Source organism: Actinopolymorpha sp. B11F2 (assembly GCF_040195635.1).
Taxonomy (GTDB): domain Bacteria; phylum Actinomycetota; class Actinomycetes; order Propionibacteriales; family Actinopolymorphaceae; genus Thermasporomyces.
Map to the genome: position 1 here is coordinate 201,426 of NZ_JBEFTX010000007.1, position 16,831 is coordinate 218,256.

Sequence of the window (16,831 nt, forward strand, 5' to 3'; positions counted from 1 at the left end):
TAGGTTGTGTCTCGTGGCGGTGTCAGGCGACTCACAGAAGGCGACGAGCTCTCACATGGACAGTCATGGGGATCCGAGCCAGCCGTGGCCAGAACTCGCTCCAGACTACGAGCGGGCCCGAAGCAGGGAGGACTCGCTCGATCGGCTTGTCGAGTGGCCTGCGCAGCGAGACCTTCTGGGCGATGTCACCGGACGGTCGGTGCTCGATGTCGGTTGCGGCAACGGAGGCAAGCTGGCTGAGCTGGTTGGAGACGGCGCGACCGCCGCCGTAGGTGTCGACGTCAGTGGCAACTTCCTCAGTGCGCCGCCGCCTGGCTTGGAGCTCATCCGAGGTGATCTCAAGCCGTCGAGCGGGCCGAACAGAATGAGACCTCCATGGGCGAGGAGTATTTCTCCACCGCGCGGTTCTCCTACCTCAGCGGCTGGAACGACCAGATCACCCTCACCAAGCGTCCCTACACCATCTCTGACCTGATCAACGTTTTCAGTGCCGCAGGGCTGTGGATCGAGACCGCGTTAGAGCCTCAACTATCCGAGGACGCCCGACGCCGTTACCCGCATAAGCAGGCGTGGATGAACAAGTACCTCGGCATCCTGATCTTCAAGCTCCGGACCCATTCCGGTCAGTAGCCGCGTCGCTACGGGCTACGGATGCGCCTGCCGGCGTAGCGGGCCCACGGCTCAGCTCCACGGGTCGGGGTAGTGGAGCGGACCTAGCGGCATTGATTCATCTGATGCAATACGCAGACTAGTACTTGACATAATGTCGCTTATCGGCGCTACGTTCCCGAGGGTCGTTCCCAGGCTCGATCAGCAATGGAGACTCACAACCGCAGGTGTCCGAGTCCGGCGATTTGAGCGATTACCGTGAAGGCGTGCCAGTTCCCGAGTTCATCCTTCGCCTGCGTGAGCGGATCGGTCATGACCTTCTGTGGCTGCCTGGCGTGACGTCTGTCGTCCTCAACGACGGCGCAGTCCTGTTGGTTCGGCGTTCCGACAACGGTTCTTGGGCTCCTGTGACCGGCATAGTCGATCCCGGCGAGCACCCAGCGAAGGCAGCGGTGCGAGAGGTGCTCGAGGAGACCGGGATCCGCTGCGTTGTCGAGGAACTTGTCTGGGTCAACGTCAGCGATCCGACTGTTCACGTCAACGGCGACCACGCTCAATACCTGGACCACACCTTCCGATGCCGATACGTCGCCGGCACCCCGTACGTGGCAGACGACGAGTCGCTCGAGGTCCGCTGGTTCCTCCTCACCGACCTGCCCACGATGAGGCCCAGCCTTCTAGAACGGATCGTGACCGCTGTAGAGCATGTCGGCCCAGCGCGGCTCATCTGACTCGTAGCCAGGGCGCTGCGCTGCCGCCGGTCCGTGGCCGCACCCGTGCTACTCCCGTCTCATGAACTCCCGCTCCTGCCAGTCAACTCACATCAGACCGGGCGACCTCGCCGGACCGATCCTGGTATGTTCTGCCGGATGGCAACGATCGAGCCGCCTGACGGCCATTGGAGCCTGAGCCTGCCACGCAAGCGCGAAGCGTCGGGTGCGTTGTTCTTCGACTCGGCCGGCCGCGTCCTCGTGGTCAAGCCGACCTACCGCGACGGGTGGGCCTACCCCGGCGGTGTGGTCGAGGTCAATGAGCCTCCACATGCGGCCGCCGTCCGCGAGGTGAAAGAGGAACTCGGCCTGGCTCGGTCGCTTGGCAGGCTGTTGGTTGTGGATTGGGAACCTCGCACCGAGACCATCCCCATCGAAGGGCTGATGACCGTGTTCGATGGCGGAGTTCTTACTCCACAAGAGATCTCGTCGATCCGACTTCAGGAAAGTGAGCTCGGCGCGTTCGACTTCTGGACGATTGAGCAGGTCCGCGAAATGCATCCTGCGCTCCATGCCCGCAGGATCAGTGCTGGCATGGAGGCCAGGAACACCGGCATCGTCGCCTATCTGGAGAACGGATATCCGCCCGCCTCCTTCTGAGGACGCGAACGCAGATGTCGGCGTAAGGCGCGCTTGTGCCGGCGATGACCCGTGAGAAGCTTCGGTCATGCCTCTGACGAACCCCTGGCTCGCAGGTCCCGCACCTGACGGAAGACTGTCGCGCCTGGAACTCGAAGAGCGGATTCTGAACCTTCTCTCAACTCACAACGTCGCCGTCATCGCCACGGTAAACGCGGACGGCTCGCCCGCCGCGACTCCCGTGCGCTACTACAGCCTGGGCTTCGAGATCTTCTACACCAGCTGGAACGGCTCGCCGAAGTCGCGCAATCTACGCCGTGACCCACGAGTTTCCGCCGGGATTGTCGCTCCACTCGTTGGCCAGGCCAGCAGCCGGGGCGCCCAGTTGTTCGGGACCGCCCGCACGTTGGAGCGGGACAACCCGCACGCCGATCCCTACTGGGAGGCATTTCGATGGCAATCAGACCACGTCGAACGCGGTCGCACACTCGACGATTCGCCAGCTGACCCGCTGACGATCATCACAGCCACGAAGATCGTCTACACCGAGCACTGGCTCCGCCGCTCCGGCCACGCGCCACGACAGATCTGGCTCGCGGACATCCAGCCTGAGAGTTGATCACTTTAGTCATACCCTGACACGAGCCGATGACTCAAGACTTGAAGAGCTGTGTGGTTCTCTGCCCTGAGTTCGTGTGCGGCGCGATCGACGTCGATCCAGAAGAAGTCGAACGCAATGAACTCCTCCGCCCCCGATGACGGACATGACTCGCCATGACGCCAGGCCCGCTGCACCGTGGAAGGCGAGAGGAGGTGAAAGTACCAGCGGTCGTGTAGTTCGTCGCAGCCGTAGGCCCGCATGTCGACGACTTGGTGATCCAGCAGGCCGCACAGGTGGAAGCCCGTCAGGCCGGACTCCTCCCACGCCTCGCGGAGAACGGCGTCTTCCGGCGTCTCGCCAGGCTCGATGGTGCCAGCGGGGACCTGGGTTCCGGTTCCTGGATGGTGAGGCTTGCGAAACACCAGCAACTGGTCTCCGTGAGTGATGAACGCGGATACCTTCTTCACAGTCGGCAGATGCTGCTGGGCGTCCACGCGGCACGTCACAGGGCGAAGAGGCGGGAGCTGGCTCTGGGAAACAGCACATCGATCAGCGGCCTGATCTCGGATGCGACCCAGACATCGGGATAGGCGGATCGTAACTCGTCCAGTGATCTGTGGCCGAACAGAAGTCGCAGGAAGACCAGCGGCGGGAATCCGCCGTTCGAGGACGTGTCATACGGCCCGAAGTCGGCGCTCTCGACGTCCTGCAGAATGCCGGCATCGAACTTGAGCCGCAGGCCGCCCCAATAGAAGTCGAAGGCCACGTCTCCGCTGTAGCCGACGAGCGATGATGCGGCAATGCGTCGTTCGAGGACCGGCGCGATCGTACGCACGAAAGCAGGCAGGTCCGGCACCCGGATATACCACGCGTACGGTCCATCGTTGCGCGGCGCCCAGTCTGCCGAAAGCACCTGATAAATGGGATGGGTGGCGCCGAGATCCAGCACTATTCTCGCCACGGGCTTATCGCGCGTCGACGGCACCTTCTCCCCCATGTCTTTCAGTCCACGCAGCAGCGAAGGCGCCATGGCATGGAGATTGCTCCCGGCCTGAAAGCCAAGCAGCCTGGGCCCGAAGCTGTCGCCGTGCCGGCCGTACGGCGAAAGCAGGAAACCGCAGGGTGTCCCGCCAGCGGCCTCGATGACGCGGATCCGGGAATGAGCCTCGAGTGCATCTTCCGCATGCTCGGCGTCGATGTGGTAGCGCCAGAATTCTTCAGGAAGGCCGCAGGTCACCAAGCTGTCCCTTTGCTGGTGTCGATAACAGGCAGCGATGAAGGGAATGTCAGCGCGAGTGGCCTGACGGAGGCGATAGGGCTCCTCTCCCCCGTCTCTAAGCTCTGGAAGGAGCGCGGCCGGAAGGGTGACGCTGCCGCCAAGGTCGATCGCATACTCGTAGTCGAACTGCCGATAGAAGTACCGAATTCCGGTGATGCCCTGGATCAGGGTCCCGTCTTTCGCGGCGCGTTCGTGGACCGCGGAGAAGATGGCTCGGATCAGGCCCTTGTTTCGATATCCCGGCTCTGTCGCCACGATTTCCGGCCGGCCGACAGCAATCGGTATGCCGTCGAACAACCACTCTTCGCGCAGGTAGCAGGTGCAGGCGACAATCGGACTCCCGTCCTTGCTCGTGTCCTCCACCACGACGAAGTCGTCGGGGCCCATGAACGGATAGTCGACCCGCATGTAGCGGCGCACCGTGTCCATCAGCCCGTGGTTCGGTTCCTCGTCCTCGCGACCCCGAAAGACCGCCCCGACGAGTGCGGCGACAGCCTCGGTGTCGGCCGCTGTGGTCCAACGAAGGACCAGGCCGTCTCCCAGATCGCGTCGCATGTCTGTGCTCATGTGATCCTTTCGCATCGTCGGTGGAAGTGACGCAACCTGAGGCACATCACCGACCACGGCTCAGGCGGGCCATGGTGGCGACCGTACCGGCTGAGCGCTCCCACTTCACCGTGGTTTTGCGTGAGGATCGCGGAGTCTTGTCCGCTTGGGAAAGCGTGCTTGGTCGGGGGTCGCCGGCGTTACCGCCGGAGCAGTGCGCCGGCGAAAACGGCCATGCCCGCCATGAGCAGGGCCGAGACAATCGCCGCGACCTGCATTCCCTGAGCGAACGCCGCGAACGCGGAATCGCGCAGCGCCTCCGCCAGGGGTGCGGCCAGCTTGTCGGCCACCTTGACGGCCGCGGGCAGCGTCTCCCGCGCCATGTCGATCACCCCAGATGGCAGGCCCGCCGAACGTGCCGACTCTCCCAGCTCCGCCCGGTAGACGGCGGTGCCGACACTTCCGAGCAGGGCGATCCCGAGGGCGCCGCCAAGCTCGGCGCCGGTCTCGGAGATCGCGGACGCGGCACCGGCCCGATCAGGCGGAGCGGCACCGACGACGAGATCGGACGCCAGTGCCATGACGGCACTGATGCCGATCACCATCACGCCGAGTCCGAGCAGCAGCACCGCGAGACCTGAACCTGGCCGGACCTGCGTCACGACGGCGAATCCCGCTGCGATCATCGCCAGTCCGGCAGCGACAACCGTGCCGGCGCCGGTCCGGCGTACCAGCGAAGCCGCTGCCAGCGCGCCCACCGGCATGACCGCGACCACCGGCAGGTTCCACAGCGCGGCAGTGAACGGCCGCATCCCAAGGACCAGCTGGAGGTACTGCGACGTGAAGAACAGGAACCCCACCATCGCGAACATGGTCACCGTGCTCACCGCGATCGCCGTCCCGAACGCCCGATGGGCGAACAGGCCCAGGTCGATCAGCGGTTCGACCAACCGGCGTTGCCGCATGACGAAGGCTGCGCCCATCGCGAGGCCGGAGACGATGTACAGGGCCGCCACCGGTCCGAGGCCGCCCTCGGCGTACTCCTTCACACCGTAGATCACCATCAGGACGGCCATCGTGGACAGCGCGGCACTCGCGAGGTCGAAGGGACCTGACCGCGCCGGGCGGAACTCCGGCAGCAGGAACCGACCGAGAGCCAGCAGCAGCACCATGAACGGCACGTTGATCAGGAAGACCGAGCCCCACCAGAACGCCTCCAGCAGCAGCCCGCCGACCAGTGGCCCCACGAGCGCGCCACCGGAGAAGCCCGCGGTCCAGATGGCGATGGCCCTACGCCGCTGCGCGGGATCGTGGAATATGTTCCGGATCAGCGAGAGCGTGGATGGTGCCAGCGTCGCCCCCGCCACGCCCATGACGGCGCGGCTCAGGATGAGCATGGTGGCGCTGGTGGAGTACGCCGCGAGGATCGACGAGAGCCCGAACGCCGCCGCGCCGATCAGGAGCAACCGCCGCCGCCCGATCCGATCGCCGAGCGTGCCCATCGTGATCAGCAGTCCCGCCAGCAGGAACCCGTAGACGTCCATGATCCACAACAGCTGGGAGCTGTCCGGCTCGAGATCCGCGCTCAGGAACGGCAGCGCGAACGACAGCACCGACATGTCCATCGACACCAGCAGACAGGGCAGGACGAGGACGGCCAGCCCGACCCACTCCCCCCGCCCGGCTCGCGGAGCCCCGTGTGCGCTGTCCGTTTCGTCCGGGGCCGTATGGCCCGCCTGGCCGCTCCGCCCGCGCCCCGCGGCCGTCCCCAGCTGTCCATCGCTCATGACGCACGACTGTACGCTCGTCTTATACATTTGTATAGGACGTACGTATAGACGGCAGGCTAGGATCGCTGTCATGGGTCATCGGGAGCAGCTTCTGGCCGGAGCGAAGCAGTGCCTCAAGCAGCGTGGTTATGCGCGGACCACGGCGAGGGACATCGTTGCCGCGTCCGGGACGAACCTCGCCTCGATCGGCTACCACTTCGGCTCCAAGGAGGCGCTGCTCCTGGCCGCCCTGATCGAGGCGTTCGGCGAGTGGGACGAGGAGTTCGTCGGCTTCGCCCGCACCACCGCGCAGCGAGGCGGGAGCCTGGTCGAACAGTGGGAGACGATCTGGACCTGGGTGGTTGATTCGTTCGACCGGCTGCGGCCGCTGATGGTCGCCCATCTCGAGGCGGTCGCGCAGGCCCAGCACATCCCCGCCCTTCGCCAACAGCTTGCCGACTACTACGAGAGGTCCCGGTCGGAGTACGTCTCCACCGCCGCTGACCTCGACCTGTCCGACGAGGAGGGTGCCGGGCAGCCGGGTGCCGGACAGGCGGCCGGGGTGGACCTCGCGACCCGGGCGGTCGGATCGTTCCACATGGCGCTGATCGACGGGTTGATGGTGCAGTGGCTGATCGATCCCGAACGCACGCCCTCCGCCCAGGAGCTGGGCCAGGCGTGGCGCGCCCTGATGGCCGCCCAATCCCCGCAGGGGCAGCGCTCCCACGGGTAGGGTCGTCGCCATGCCGACACCACCCCGACCCGCCCAGCGCCCGGTGGTCCACCGTCACCACGGCGACGAGCGGACCGACGAGTACGCCTGGCTGCGCGAGCGGGACAACCCCGCGACCCTGGCCCACCTCGAGGCCGAGAACGCCTACACCGAGCAGACGCTGTCCCACCTCGAAGGGCTTCGCGGCGAACTGTTCGAGGAGTTCCGCTCCCGCATCCAGGAGACCGACGAGGATGTGCCTGCCCGTGACGGCGCGTGGGAGTACTACACCCGCACCGTGGAGGGCCTGCAGTATCCGATCTTCGCCCGACAGCCCCTGCGCTCAGGAAAGCCTGGCGGCGCCAAGGAGCAGGTGCTCCTCGACTGCAACCAGGCCGCCGAAGGCACGGAGTACTTCGCCCTTGGCGCGTTCGCCGTCTCCGCCGCCGGACGGCTCCTTGCGTACTCCGCCGACACCAACGGCAGCGAGGAGTTCGAACTGCGGGCCAAGGACCTGCAGACCGGCGAGCTTCTGCCCGATGTCATCACGCCGACCGGCTATGGCGCGGCGTGGTCGGCCGACGAGCAGTACCTCTTCTACACCACGCTCGACGCCGCACACCGGCCCTGGAAGCTGTGGCGACACCGGCTGGGCACCGACCCGAGCGAGGACGTGTGCGTCCACACAGAGTCCGACGAGGCGTTCTATCTCGGCATCGGGCGTACCCGTTCGCGCGAGTGGCTCGTCATGGGTCTGCACGCGACCGAGTCCAGCGAGGTACGGATCCTGCGCGCGGACGACCCGGAGGGCGACTGGCGGGTGGTGGCGGGCCGGCGACCTGGCGTCGAGTACTCCGTCGACCACCACGGCGACCGGTTCCTGATCGTCACCAACGACGCGGGGCCGGACTTCCGGCTCGCGCAGGCCCCGGTTGACGATCCCGGACCTGACCACTGGGTGGACGTCATCCCCCACCAGCAGGGCGTACGCATCGTGTCGGTCGACGCGTTCGCGCGTCACGTCGTGGTGTCCCTGCGAGAGGACGGCCGTACCGAGCTCGACATCATCGCCGCCGACGCGTTCGCGGGTGACCCGCGCGACGGCGCGCCTCTCGCGGCGGGAAGCCGGCGCCGGCTCGACTTCGACGAGCCGATCTACACCGTGGACGTCGGCGTCAACCGGGAGTTCGACACGAGCACGCTCCGCATCGACTACGCGTCGCTCACCACCCCGAGCTCGGTCATCGACATCGACCTCGACACCGACAGCCGAGAGCTGCGCAAACAGCAACCTGTCCTGAACGTCGACCTCGGCAGGTACAGGTCCGCGCGAGAGTGGGCGACGGCAGCCGACGGCACCAAGATCCCGATCTCGTTGGTATGGCGCGACGACCGGCCCGCCGGTGGGCCGCTGCTGCTCTACGGCTACGGGTCGTACGAACATTCGATGGACCCGTGGTTCTCGACCCTGCGGCTGTCGCTGCTCGACCGCGGCCTGGCGTTCGCGATCGCACACGTGCGTGGCGGTGGTGAGCTGGGACGCGCGTGGTACGAACACGGCAAGCGGCTGGAGAAGCCCAACACCTTCACCGACTTCGTCGCCTGCGCCGACTATCTCGTCGAGACCGGGTGGACGAGTCGGGACGGGCTCGCGATCCGTGGTGGATCGGCTGGTGGGCTGCTGATCGGCGCGGTCCTCAACCTGCGCCCCGACCTGTGCGCGGCGGCGGTCGCCGAGGTGCCGTTCGTCGACGCGCTGACGACCATCCTCGACCCCTCCCTGCCGCTCACGGTGCGGGAGTGGGACGAGTGGGGCAACCCGGTCGAGGACCCCGAGGTGTACGCCGTCATGAAGTCGTACGCCCCCTTCGACAACGTCGCCGAGCGCGACTACCCCGCTATCTACGCCACGGCCGGCCTCAACGACCCGAGGGTGAGCTACTGGGAGCCCGCCAAGTGGGTGGCGCGGCTGCGGGACCGGATGACCGGCGGCGGACCGGTGGTGTTGAAGACCGAACTCGGCGCCGGCCACGGCGGTCCGTCCGGGCGCTACGACGCCTGGAAGGACGAGGCGGGCGTGCATGCGTTCGTTCTCGACACGGTGAAGGCGGTGAACGGCGTGAGCGCCGGGGCCGGGGTCCCCGCGGCCGACACCGGTAGCGACGCCGGCTGAGAAGCCCATCCTGGCCGCCAGCCCGGAGGGTCACGGGAGGTAGAGCCCAAGGCACGCTGCTCCCCCGAGAGAGCAGCGTGCCTTGCGCTACACGTCCGGCCCCTCCCTCCCGACGTGGGCCGGCCAGGCTGGTACTGGGCCCAGCCGCCGATGAGGCGTACGACAGGATGCACGGCACCGCTAGCACGCCGATGACATATCGCTGACGCGGCCAAAGTCCTTCCTCCGGCGGACCCGCTGAGCGCCTGGTAGCAGCATCCCCGCATCGACGACCTCGGCAGAATCGCTTGAGCCGGGCGATGGTTCCGTAAACTACCTCTTGAAGAGGCTCTATAGGGAAGCCTGAGGTATGTTACGGTAGGACACATGCAGCAAGAGTTGTTCACGGCAGACGAGGTTGCCGAGCGGCTTGGCCTGCACGTGCGGACGGTGCGCAACTACGTCAGGGACGGGCGGCTGAAGGCTGTCCGGATCGGCAAGCAGTACCGGATCGCGCGCGCGGACCTCGAGGCGTTCACCGGCCAACCCGTCGAGCCTGCCGTGCGGGAGTCGGTCTCCCGCCATCGCCATGTCGCAGTGTCGAGCATCGTGGACATCGATGCGATCAGCCCTGAGACGGCAAGCCGGGTGAGCACCTTGCTGACCGGTGCGACCGCCCATCGCCGCGAGGGCGATGAGCAGTTGCGCCTGGAGACCATCTACGACGAACGGCGGGCCCACCTGAAGATCGTCGTGCTGGGCAGCCTCACCACCAGTGCGTACATCTTCGGCCTGATCAGCGCCGTCATCGAGGAGGCGGACGCGTGAGCGACATCTACCGATCCGAGGCCGGGCGCCGCCTGCTGCATGAGCAGTATCGCAAGGCGCTGGAGGCCTGGCCGGTCGACCACCAACAGCTACGCGTACCGACTCCTGAGGGCGAGACGTTCGTCATCGCGTCCGGTCCCGCCACCGCTCCCCCACTGGTGCTGTTCCACGGCTCCGGAAGCAACTCGGCGCAGTGGATCGGCTGGATCTCCGACCTCGCCGCGCGCTTCCGGGTGTACGCCATCGACATGATCGGCGAGCCGGGCTTCAGCCCGCCGTCTCGTCCGCCTCTGAGGTCGGACGGATACGCCGTGTGGCTGGATGCCGTCCTGGACTTCCTCGGGCTTGATCGGGTGTCGGTCATGGGGTACTCCCTCGGCGGCTGGCTGGCGTTGGACTACGCCACGCGGCGGCCCGGCCGGGTGGAACGCCTGTCGCTGTCGTGCCCGGCCGGCGTCGGCCGACAGAAGAAGGGCTTCCTACTCAAGGCGATGTTGCTGAGCCCGCTCGGTCGGTGGGGGCGGCGCAAGTCGGTGACGGGGGTGCTCGGTCCAGGGCTGTCGACGTTGGAACCAGCGGTGGCAACATCGATCGTCGAGCAGGTTCTGGCCGTGTCGAAGCACTACAGATTCCGCACGGACGAGCTTCCCGTCTTCGACGACCGGGCGTTGCACAGGCTGACCATGCCTCTGCACGTACTTGTCGGGGAGTTGGACGTCATGATGGACTCCGCCGAGACCAAGCGGCGGCTCGAAGCCGCCGCACCACACGCGACCGTGCGCCTGCTTCCCGGCATCGGTCATTTCGTTCCCCCGCACCCGGCTGCGGAACTCGATTTCCTGACGGGCACCCGGCAGGGGTAGCCGCCCAGCCGCGGCGCGCCCGATCACGCGCTCACCCGTTACGACTGGCCGCCGAGTGCGCGACGGGCGGCAGCGCATGCGTCCTTCAGGCGTTCCTCGTGCCGGGTCGCGCCCACGTCGGCGAACGCCGGAAGGGTCTCGTCGACGAGCGGGATGACGTCGGCCGCGCGCCCCACCTGGAGGTACGCCTCGGCCAGGCTGGCAATCGCGGCGATCTCGCCGAACCGGTCGCCGAGCTTGCCGAACTCCTCCCGCGCGCGTTCGGCGAGAACGACCGCCTGCCGGCCCTCGCCGCGTGCTGACGCGACCCGGGCCGCCATCGCGGCGACATAGGCGCGCGCCCTGAACTCAGTCACCCCGGCGACCGCGTCGAGACTGGCCTGCGAGGCCTCGGCGGCGCGGTCGAGATCGCCGTGCTCCAGTGCGTACCTGGTGATGCGATGGAGCACCAGTGCCTCGTCGACCGGCCCACCGATGTCACGGGCGATCGCGAGGACCTCGTCGAAGAGCGGCATCGCCTCGTCGTACCGGTCGTACTCCGCCAACAGGGAGGCGAACTCTCGGACCGAGGTCGCGTACGCCGGCCGGTGGCCACTCCTTCGGGCTGCCGCCACCGCCTCTTCGGCCAGCGAAAGGGCGGCCGTCCGGTCCTGCCGCTCACTGTGGAAGTAGGCGAGAGACGCCAGGGCGTACGCCAGGTCGACGGCGGCATCGAGCCGCTTGAAGACGTCGGCGGCTTCGGCGAGAGATTCGAGGACGTCGTCGGTGAGCTGCCGGGTCGCCATCTGCATCGAGCGCTGCCAGGTGGCGCGCCACGCGACGCGTTCGTCGCCGGCCTCGCGAGCCGCGCCGGCCACGAGGTCGAGGAGTTCCACGACGTGGGCGTGCGGGAGTTGGATGTCGAGTCTGGCGAGTGCACGTTCGCAGAGCAGAGCCGCGCGGGCGTACCAGCCGAGGCCGACGCAGCGCCGGATCGCCCAGTCGAGCAGCGGTTGCTCGGCGAGCAGCCAGGCCTCGCCGTCGGCAGTGAGCCGGTCGACCATGCGCGCCGGCAGGATGGGCGGCGGGTCGGCCGGCTCGACGGGGGCCTCGTCGATCGTGACGGTGGACAGCTTCTGGTGTGCCGCATCAGCCAACCCCAGCAGGGCGTCCATGAGACAGCGAAGGGCCGAGGTGTTGGTCGCGTCGTCGTCGGTGCGTGCGAGTTCGCCCGCGTACAACGCGATCAGGTCATGTGGGCGGTAGCGGGCCTCACCGGTCGGGTCGCGGCCGGTCTCGGTGAGGAGGTTCGCCTCGACGAGTTCCTCCACCAACCGTTCCCCGTCCGCCCAGCCATCCTCGGACGGATTCCCGTCGGTGCGGGCGGCCAGGACGCCTACTGTCCACGTGGCGACGTCGACCGCTCCGAGCAGCCCCAGCCGGCGAAACGCCGTACGGGCAGCTGCGGACAGGCCGGAGTAGCTGAGGGCAAGACCGGCCCGCACCTCCAGGTCCCCCGTGCGCAACTCGTCGAGGCGGCGTTGCTCGTCGGCGAGTCGTTCGGCGAGGCCGGCCAGACCGGCGAGGGGGCGCGCTGCCAGCCGCGCGCCCACGATGCGTACGGCAAGGGGTAGCCCGCCGCACGCGTCGACGATCGCGCGTGCGGCGGCGGGTTCCTCGGTCACCCGGTCCGACCCGGCCAAGCGGGCCAGCAGGTCAAGGGCGTCGGCGGGTACGAACGAATCCAGCCGGAGGCCGACCGCGCCGGGGATGTCGCTGAGCATCCTGCGCCCGGTGACGAGGACCGCGCAGCTCGCCGTCCCGGGCAGAAGTGCCACGACCTGGCTGGACCTCGCCGCATCGTCGAGCACGAGAAGGACCTTGCGGTCGGCGAGCCGGGCACGGAACGCGGCCGCCCTGGCTTCCTGACCTTCCGGAAGCGCGTCGCGGCCCAGCCCACTCGCGGTGAGAAGCTCGCCGAGCACCTCGGCCGGGTCTCGGCTCGCCCCGCTCGCCCCCGTGAGACGGACGAACAGTTGTCCGTCGGGAAAGCGTGGCCGCAGGCGGTGGGCGATGCGGACGGCGACCGCGCTCTTGCCGGTGCCTGGAGCGCCGGTGATGGCGACGACGGGGACACCGGTCCGGTCATGGTCCGGTTGCAGCGCCGACGTCGCCTGCGCGATCAGCTCGGACCTCCCCACGAAATCGGAAAGGTCCGGCGGGAGTTGGCAGAGGGTCAGCCAGGTCGCGGGCACGGTCACCGCTGCCGGCTGGCGGACGTGACCGTCGGCTTCGTGCAACGTGGGATCCTCCGCGAGGATGCGCAGATGCAGCGCGCGGATCTCGGTACTCGGCTCGAGGCCCATCTCGTCGATCAGCAGGGCACGCAACCGGCCGTACGCATCGAGGGCGTCCGGCTGCCGCCGGGACCGGAACAGCGCCAGCATCAGCTGATGCCAGAAGCGCTCCCGCAGCCGGTGTTCGGTGGTGAGAGCGGTGAGCTCGCCGACCAGCTCGGCATGCCGGCCGAGAGCGAGTTCGGTGTCGATCCGGCGTTCGATCGTGTGCAGACGTTGCTCTTCCAGTCGTGGTGCGACGTCGCGTTGCAGGGACTCCGACGGGATGTCGACGAGCGCGGGACCACGCCACAACCTGAGCGCGTCGGCGAGAAGTCCCAGGACCGCTTCGGGGTCGTGCGGATGCCGGTCGGCTTCGGCGAGCAGCTGGTCGAAGCGGCCGAGGTCGACCTGCTCGGGAGCGGCGTCGATGAGGTAGCCCTCTGGACGCGTGCGGATCGGGTCTCGGCGAGGTTCCTCGTCGCCGGCACCGGTGCGGAGGATCCGACGAAGCCGCATGACGTAGGTCGCGAGGGTCGCCCGTGCGGTCGCCGGCGGATTCTGTCCCCACAGTCGTTCGACGAGTTCGTCGACGGGCACGAGCCGGTTGGCCGACACCAGGAGCGCGGCGAGAAGCGATCGATGCTTGCCAGCTCTGATCGTGAGGACGCGTCCACCTCGAGACACCTCGAGCGGGCCGAGAACGCGGTAGGACAGCTTCGTCGGCACGACAGCCTCCTCCCCGTCACACCCCGCGAAGGAGGTCGCACCGGACACCTCCACCGAGACGTTCAGCGTAACCGTGTCGGGCCATGCGACCGGGCGCGCGTGAGGGTAGCCTTCGCGTCGAAGCCCGCAGAGAGGACGACCGATGAACGCAGAGGTCCATCGATCGCTTGTGTGGTTGAAGGAATGTGGTGCCGAGTTGGCCGAGGTCAAGCTGGCACGAGGTCGGCTGTCGGCGGTCGGAGCGGCGATCGGTGGCGATCCGCTGCCGTACCGGTTGGAGTACGTCCTCACGACGACGGACTCGTACGTCACCTCGTCGTTGCGTGTCCACACATCCGCGGTGGGATGGCGTCGCTCGCTCGAGCTGCACCGCAACGGCGACGGCAGCTGGCGGATCGTTGCCGACGCGGAGGGCACTCTCGACGCACCCCAGCCTGGTGGAGACCCCGCGGCCTTCCACGGCGCGTACGACTGCGATCTCGGGCTGTGCCCCTTGACCAACACGATGCCGGTACTCAGGCATGGTCTCCTCACCGGCGGCGATCCCGTCGAGTTGGTCATGCCCTGGGTCTCCGTGCCCGACCTCGCCGTCACTGCGAGCCGGCAGCGCTACACGCCGGTCAGCCAGGCCGCGGAGTCGTCTGTGGTGCGCTTCGACGATGACGACTTCACCGCCGACATCGTCTTCGACGCCGACGGTCTGGTCCTCGACTACCCCGAGATCGCCCGGAGGGTGCAGTGATCCGCCCTCGACCGATCCTCCGGGTGAACTGAGCGCCGGGTGAACTGAGCGCCGGGTGAACTGAGCGCCGGGTGAACTGAGCGCCGGGTGAACTGAGCGCCGGGTGAACTGACCGACTCGGGACATGACCGGGTCCGGTCGCCGTGGCGGTTGTGCATGCCCGACATGCCCGTGAGGCTGGATGGACGAAAGTTTCGAACGCCTGACGAGGGAGGCCGGCATGGTCAGCGACCAACCGTACGCGCAGGAGTTCAGCCGTCGTAGGTTGCTGCACGGTTCCGCTGTTGCGGCGACGACAGTGGTGCTCGGTGCCTGCTCGACCACCGACGGACCGACAGCGGACCGGGGCGACCCTGATCCGTCGACGCGGGGCGGAAAGGGTTCGCGGACCAAGCCCGTGGAGCCGCCCGCGAAGTTCGGTGAGGCACCCGCGCTGGCCGCACAGGTCAAGGCAGGAGAGCTGCCACCGGTGGCAGAGCGCCTTCCCTCCCGGCCGTACGTCGTTCCACACCGCTGGTGTACGGATGGAAAGTACGGCGGGCGCATGCTCAACCTCGTCGACAAGTCCGACAGCGGGGCCATCAACGAGTACATGTACGGCCGCTCGCCCCTGCGCTGGCTCAACGACGGCCTCGACATCGGGCCCGGAGTGGTGGAGTCGTGGGAGTCCAACGACGACGCGTCGGAGTGGACGCTCCACCTGCGCGAGGGCCTGAAGTGGTCCGACGGTGAGCCGGTGACGGCGGCGGACGCGTTGTACTGGTGGGAGGACATGGTCCTCGACGAGGTGCACACCGCCATCCCACCCGACTCCGGCCGGTCGGGCTCGGGCAAACCGATGACGCTCAGCGCACCCGACGACACGACGCTGCTCCTGACGTTCGACAGCCCCACGCCGCTCACTCCCGCGCTGTTGGCCAACGGCGTGAACACCCTCGACTGGTTCGTGCCGAAGCACTACCTCGGCCGGTTCCATCCGAAGTACAACAAGGAGATCGAGGACAAGAACTGGTTCGAGGACCACGACCAGCACGCCAACTGGGTCGTCGATCCGGACTGCCCCACCCTCACCGGATGGCACACGACGTCCTACCGCGAGGGTCGCCAGATCGTGATGGAACGCAACCCCTACTACTGGTGCGTCGACGCCAACGGCAACCAGCTTCCCTACGTCGACGAAGTCGTCTTCTCGGTCGTCACCGAACCCGAGGTGAGGAAGCTGCAGATCCAGGAAGGCTCGGTGGACTACGTCCACGGCGCGTTCATCCCGATCGGGCTCGGAGACATCTCCGGCATGAAGAGCACCCAGAACCAGCACGACATGGACGTGTTGTTGTGGGACAGCGGATCCGGCACGGGATCGGTCTTCTTCTTCAACTACGACTACCCGGAGCCAGGCCTACGCAGATTGATCCGGAACCCGAAGTTCCGCCAGGCATTGTCGTACGGCTTCAACCGGGCCGAGGCACAGAAGGCCATCTACTACAACACCGGCGAGAAGACGACCGGGACCTACAGCCCGAAGTCGATCGAGTACCAGGTGAACGACGAGGGCAAGCAGGTCTACCGGACCTGGCGGGACGCCTACGTCGACTTCGACCCCGACAAGGCGGCACAGATGCTGGACGAGCTCGGCGTCGTCGACAGTGACGGTGACGGGGTCAGGGAACTTCCGGGCGGCGGCAAGCTGCGGATCCGCATCGACGTTCCCGCCGACGTGAGCGCTGAACACTCCAGCAAGAACAACCTCCTCAAGGCCGACTGGGAGAAGCTCGACATCGCCGTCGAGATCAACCCGATCGCGCCCGAGGCGTTCGGCGACCAGTGGCAGAACGGCCAGCTGATGGCACAGAGCTCCTGGGAGGTCGGTGACGGCCCGGACCACATCACCGGCCCGTGGTGGTTCGTTCCGATCGAGCCCGCGCGCTGGGCGCCGTTGCACGGGCGGATGTGGTCGCTGCGTGGAACACCCGAGGAGAACAAGGAGACCGACGTCTATCCGTGGAAGCGCACACCGCCACGCGTGGATCCCGAACCAGGCAGCCCGATCGCCCGGCTGTGGGAGATGTATGACCGGGCGAAGTCGGAGACCGACGCGCTCGCACGGCACCGGATCGTCTGGGACATGGTGAGGATCCACATCGAGGACGGGCCGTTCTTCATGGGGACCGTCGCCAACTACCCGCAGGTGACCATGCGCAAGAAGGAGCTGCGTAACGTTCCGGCGCGGGACCAGCTGGCGCTCGGAGGGATGGTCAACACCTGGGCCCATCCCACACCCGCGGTCTACGACCCGGAGGCCTACTACTGGGAGAACCCGGACGCGCACACCTGAGT

Annotated in this window: 15 protein-coding genes; 11 read left to right on the forward strand and 4 right to left on the reverse strand. The window is 67.4% G+C overall.

All coding sequences use genetic code 11. The annotated features are described in order from the left end of the window. The first annotated feature begins 55 nt into the window (after nt 1-55). From ABN034_RS15350 to ABN034_RS15370, 5 genes are all read left to right on the forward strand, one after another. Nucleotides 56-475, forward strand: a complete 420-nt coding sequence (locus tag ABN034_RS15350; RefSeq protein ID WP_349691792.1) for a DUF1698 domain-containing protein — start codon at nt 56-58, stop codon at nt 473-475. After that, on the forward strand, nt 376-630 hold the full coding sequence (locus ABN034_RS15355; protein ID WP_349691795.1) for a hypothetical protein: 255 nt from the start codon (nt 376-378) through the stop codon (nt 628-630). Before ABN034_RS15350 ends, ABN034_RS15355 begins: the two co-directional genes overlap by 100 nt. A gap of 245 nt (nt 631-875) precedes the next feature. Continuing rightward, on the forward strand, nt 876-1,340 hold the full coding sequence (locus ABN034_RS15360) for an NUDIX hydrolase (RefSeq protein WP_349328609.1): 465 nt from the start codon (nt 876-878) through the stop codon (nt 1,338-1,340). 138 nt (nt 1,341-1,478) lie between these two features. After that, nucleotides 1,479-1,979 (forward strand): NUDIX domain-containing protein, encoded by a 501-nt coding sequence (locus tag ABN034_RS15365; RefSeq protein ID WP_349691683.1) that lies wholly within the window; start codon nt 1,479-1,481, stop codon nt 1,977-1,979. A gap of 67 nt (nt 1,980-2,046) precedes the next feature. Further along, nucleotides 2,047-2,577 carry a pyridoxamine 5'-phosphate oxidase family protein gene (locus ABN034_RS15370; RefSeq protein ID WP_349691684.1) on the forward strand — a complete coding sequence of 177 codons (531 nt, stop codon included), beginning with the start codon at nt 2,047-2,049 and terminating at the stop codon, nt 2,575-2,577. 5 nt (nt 2,578-2,582) lie between these two features. On the opposite strand, the gene ABN034_RS15375 is transcribed toward ABN034_RS15370, so the two are convergent. The 3 genes from ABN034_RS15375 to ABN034_RS15385 form a co-directional block, all read right to left on the reverse strand. Next, the gene (locus ABN034_RS15375) at nt 2,583-3,053 is read right to left on the reverse strand and encodes an NUDIX hydrolase (protein WP_349691685.1); all 471 of its coding nucleotides are present in this window, start codon (nt 3,051-3,053) and stop codon (nt 2,583-2,585) included. An 8-nt stretch (nt 3,054-3,061) separates the two neighbouring features. Further along, entirely contained in the window at nt 3,062-4,405 is a 1,344-nt protein-coding gene (locus ABN034_RS15380) for a GNAT family N-acetyltransferase (protein WP_349691686.1), read from the reverse strand. Nucleotides 4,406-4,584: 179 nt separating this feature from the next. Continuing rightward, nucleotides 4,585-6,171: an MFS transporter gene (locus ABN034_RS15385; protein ID WP_349691687.1), complete on the reverse strand. Its 1,587-nt coding sequence runs from the start codon at nt 6,169-6,171 to the stop codon at nt 4,585-4,587. A 73-nt stretch (nt 6,172-6,244) separates the two neighbouring features. On the opposite strand from ABN034_RS15385, the gene ABN034_RS15390 reads away from it, so the two are divergent. The 4 genes from ABN034_RS15390 to ABN034_RS15405 all read left to right on the forward strand — a co-directional run bounded on the left by ABN034_RS15390 (nt 6,245) and on the right by ABN034_RS15405 (nt 10,708). Continuing rightward, nucleotides 6,245-6,886 carry a TetR/AcrR family transcriptional regulator gene (locus ABN034_RS15390; protein ID WP_349691688.1) on the forward strand — a complete coding sequence of 214 codons (642 nt, stop codon included), beginning with the start codon at nt 6,245-6,247 and terminating at the stop codon, nt 6,884-6,886. Nucleotides 6,887-6,896: 10 nt separating this feature from the next. Continuing rightward, nucleotides 6,897-9,038, forward strand: coding sequence for a S9 family peptidase (locus ABN034_RS15395; protein WP_349691689.1), 2,142 nt, complete (start codon nt 6,897-6,899; stop codon nt 9,036-9,038). A 366-nt stretch (nt 9,039-9,404) separates the two neighbouring features. After that, nucleotides 9,405-9,845 carry a helix-turn-helix domain-containing protein gene (locus tag ABN034_RS15400; protein ID WP_349691690.1) on the forward strand — a complete coding sequence of 147 codons (441 nt, stop codon included), beginning with the start codon at nt 9,405-9,407 and terminating at the stop codon, nt 9,843-9,845. Continuing rightward, nucleotides 9,842-10,708 (forward strand): alpha/beta fold hydrolase, encoded by an 867-nt coding sequence (locus ABN034_RS15405; RefSeq protein WP_349691691.1) that lies wholly within the window; start codon nt 9,842-9,844, stop codon nt 10,706-10,708. Before ABN034_RS15400 ends, ABN034_RS15405 begins: the two co-directional genes overlap by 4 nt. 38 nt (nt 10,709-10,746) lie before the next feature. On the opposite strand, the gene ABN034_RS15410 is transcribed toward ABN034_RS15405, so the two are convergent. Then, a complete protein-coding gene (locus ABN034_RS15410; RefSeq protein ID WP_349691692.1) occupies nt 10,747-13,752 on the reverse strand; it encodes an AfsR/SARP family transcriptional regulator in 3,006 nt (1,001 codons plus the stop codon). Nucleotides 13,753-13,894: 142 nt separating this feature from the next. On the opposite strand from ABN034_RS15410, the gene ABN034_RS15415 reads away from it, so the two are divergent. Both ABN034_RS15415 and ABN034_RS15420 read left to right on the forward strand, forming a co-directional pair. Beyond that, nucleotides 13,895-14,494: a putative glycolipid-binding domain-containing protein gene (locus tag ABN034_RS15415; RefSeq protein WP_349691693.1), complete on the forward strand. Its 600-nt coding sequence runs from the start codon at nt 13,895-13,897 to the stop codon at nt 14,492-14,494. 220 nt (nt 14,495-14,714) lie between these two features. Next, the gene (locus tag ABN034_RS15420) at nt 14,715-16,829 is read left to right on the forward strand and encodes an ABC transporter substrate-binding protein (protein WP_349691694.1); all 2,115 of its coding nucleotides are present in this window, start codon (nt 14,715-14,717) and stop codon (nt 16,827-16,829) included. The last annotated feature ends 2 nt before the right edge of the window (nt 16,830-16,831 follow it).

What these genes read in the sequence shown, in the direction of transcription:
- ABN034_RS15415 (WP_349691693.1), top strand. Translation starts at nt 13,895, where the DNA reads ATGAACGCAGAGGTCCATCGATCGCTTGTGTGGTTGAAGGAATGTGGT.
- ABN034_RS15355 (WP_349691795.1), top strand. Translation starts at nt 376, where the DNA reads ATGGGCGAGGAGTATTTCTCCACCGCGCGGTTCTCCTACCTCAGCGGC.
- ABN034_RS15420 (WP_349691694.1), top strand. Translation starts at nt 14,715, where the DNA reads ATGGTCAGCGACCAACCGTACGCGCAGGAGTTCAGCCGTCGTAGGTTG.
- ABN034_RS15390 (WP_349691688.1), top strand. Translation starts at nt 6,245, where the DNA reads ATGGGTCATCGGGAGCAGCTTCTGGCCGGAGCGAAGCAGTGCCTCAAG.
- ABN034_RS15400 (WP_349691690.1), top strand. Translation starts at nt 9,405, where the DNA reads ATGCAGCAAGAGTTGTTCACGGCAGACGAGGTTGCCGAGCGGCTTGGC.
- ABN034_RS15350 (WP_349691792.1), top strand. Translation starts at nt 56, where the DNA reads ATGGACAGTCATGGGGATCCGAGCCAGCCGTGGCCAGAACTCGCTCCA.
- ABN034_RS15365 (WP_349691683.1), top strand. Translation starts at nt 1,479, where the DNA reads ATGGCAACGATCGAGCCGCCTGACGGCCATTGGAGCCTGAGCCTGCCA.
- ABN034_RS15395 (WP_349691689.1), top strand. Translation starts at nt 6,897, where the DNA reads ATGCCGACACCACCCCGACCCGCCCAGCGCCCGGTGGTCCACCGTCAC.
- ABN034_RS15370 (WP_349691684.1), top strand. Translation starts at nt 2,047, where the DNA reads ATGCCTCTGACGAACCCCTGGCTCGCAGGTCCCGCACCTGACGGAAGA.
- ABN034_RS15380 (WP_349691686.1), bottom strand. Translation starts at nt 4,405, where the DNA reads ATGAGCACAGACATGCGACGCGATCTGGGAGACGGCCTGGTCCTTCGT.
- ABN034_RS15385 (WP_349691687.1), bottom strand. Translation starts at nt 6,171, where the DNA reads ATGAGCGATGGACAGCTGGGGACGGCCGCGGGGCGCGGGCGGAGCGGC.